The sequence below is a fragment of the Kitasatospora putterlickiae genome, assembly GCF_039527695.1.
Lineage (GTDB): Bacteria > Actinomycetota > Actinomycetes > Streptomycetales > Streptomycetaceae > Kitasatospora > Kitasatospora putterlickiae.
Genome location: NZ_BAAAKJ010000381.1, coordinates 5022 through 6972, shown reverse-complemented (window position 1 = coordinate 6972; position 1951 = coordinate 5022). Strand labels below are relative to the sequence as shown.

At 75.2% G+C, this 1951-nt stretch carries 2 protein-coding genes; both read left to right on the top strand.

Annotation, left to right across the window (positions count from 1 at the left end; genetic code table 11):
• Positions 1–208 precede the first annotated feature (208 nt).
• Positions 209–751, top strand: a complete 543-nt coding sequence (locus tag ABD308_RS33385; RefSeq protein ID WP_344343397.1) for a PadR family transcriptional regulator — start codon at positions 209–211, stop codon at positions 749–751.
• 166 nt (positions 752–917) lie between these two features.
• A complete protein-coding gene (locus ABD308_RS33380) occupies positions 918–1826 on the top strand; it encodes a class I SAM-dependent methyltransferase (protein ID WP_425554909.1) in 909 nt (302 codons plus the stop codon).
• Positions 1827–1951 lie beyond the last annotated feature (125 nt).

Here is a 1951-nt window from a genome sequence, read left to right as displayed (position 1 = left end):
GCGCCCTTGAACAGCCCGTCGGTGACGCGCCGCCCGAAGAGCGGCGCGAAGACCGGGAAGGCCACGGCCAACCGGTCGGCCGCAAGCGAGATGCATCGAATCGATGCACCTCGACCAGAGGTAGCATGGCATCGCACGAGGGCGCGCGGCGGTGGGGGCGCGCACGCCGGTTCGGACGCAAGCCCACGACGACGGAAAGGCCTCGACCGTGCTGACGCTCGCGATCCTCGGATTCCTGTACGACGAACCGCTGCACGGCTACCAGCTGAAGTCCCTGATCACCGGTCTGACCGGCCACGTCCGCCCGGTCAGCGACGGCGCGCTCTACCCCGCCATCACCCGTCTGGAGAAGGCCGGACTGCTGCACCGGCGGAGCGAGCCGGGCAGCGGCGCGGTCCCCCGGCAGGTGCTGGAGCTGACCGCCGGGGGGCGGGCCGAACTGGAGCGCCGGCTGGCCGATCCGGAGGAGGTCGAGATCTCCGACCAGATCCGCTTCTTCACCGTCGCCGCGTTCCTGGACCGGCTGGACGACCCGGCCCGGCAGGCCGCGGTGCTGCGCCGCCGGCTCGCCTTCCTGGAGGCGCCGAGCAGCTTCTTCCACGACGCCGAGGGGCGGCCGGTCACCGCCGAGCGGGAGCGCAACCCGTTCCGGCGCGGCATGCTGCTGGTCGCCCGCGCCTCCGGGGCGGCCGAACGGGCGTGGCTGAAGGAGACGATCGCCGAACTGGCGCGGGTGGCGCCGAACGCCTGAACGGCGGCCGAACGCTCCGGCGGGAGCGGCCCCGGCGGGGTGCGGCGCGACTATGATGAGCCGCCACACACCACGGCCGACCCGTCCGGTACCACGGCACCGCCGCGCGTGACCAGGGCGCGGGCGCACGCCGCGCCCACGCCGTCCCGTCCCGAGGGAGACCGCCGTGCCCAGTGCCGAGACCGCCGAATCCGGCCGGTCCGCCCTCCCCCGGTCCGGCGGTGGCCCGGACGCGCCCCGTCCGGCCGCGCACCCGGACTCCATTCCCGGCTGGTTCTTCCGGCTCGACCAGGAGGCCTTCCGCCACCTGCTCACCGCCCAGAGCGAGGCCGGGCGCACCGGCGACATCCTCGAACTCGGCAGCTACCTGGGACGCAGCGCCGTCCTGCTCGGCGACCACCTGCGGCCGGGCGAGCGCCTGACGGTCTGCGACCTGTTCGACTCCGAGGCGGGCGACGCCGACAACGACGCCGAGATGTCGATGTCCTACCGGTCCTCGCTGACCAGGCGCGGCTTCGAGGCCAACTACCTGGCGTTCCATCCGGAGCTGCCGACGATCGTGCAGGCGCCGACCTCCGTGCTCGCCGACGGCCGCGTCCCGGACGGCAGCTGCCGCTTCGTCCACGTCGACGCCTCCCACCTCTACGAGCACGTGGCCGGGGACATCGAGGTGGCGCGCAAGGCGCTGGCCGAGGACGGGCTGGTGGCCCTGGACGACTACCGTTCGGAGCACACCCCGGGCGTGTCGGCGGCGGTCTGGCAGGCGGTGTTCACCGGCGGCCTGCGGCCGGTGCTGCTGACGCCGATGAAGTTCTACGGGACGTGGGGCGATCCGGAGCCGGTCCGCGAGGTGCTGCTGACCCGGGACTGGCGGGCCGAGGGGTTCACCGTCGACGAGGACGCCATCGCGGGCCTGCGGGTGCTGCGGCTGAACAACGCGGCGCGGCCCGCCGCGCCGCGTTCGGGCCCGCGCCGGCTCCTGCTGGACCTGCTGCCGCCGGCGGCCACCCGCGCGCTCCGGCGGGGGCTGCGGACGCTCCGGGAGCGGGGCGGGGCGGGCGGCCGGGGCCGGTAGTCTGCCGGTCTCGCACCGATCGACCTCCGCCCTCGGGCGCCGTTCCGTCCGCGACCTCCGGTGAGCGCCTTTGTCCCGCCCGAGCCGCCGGCGTTCGCCGCCGCCTCGCCGCGCGAGCGGGTGGC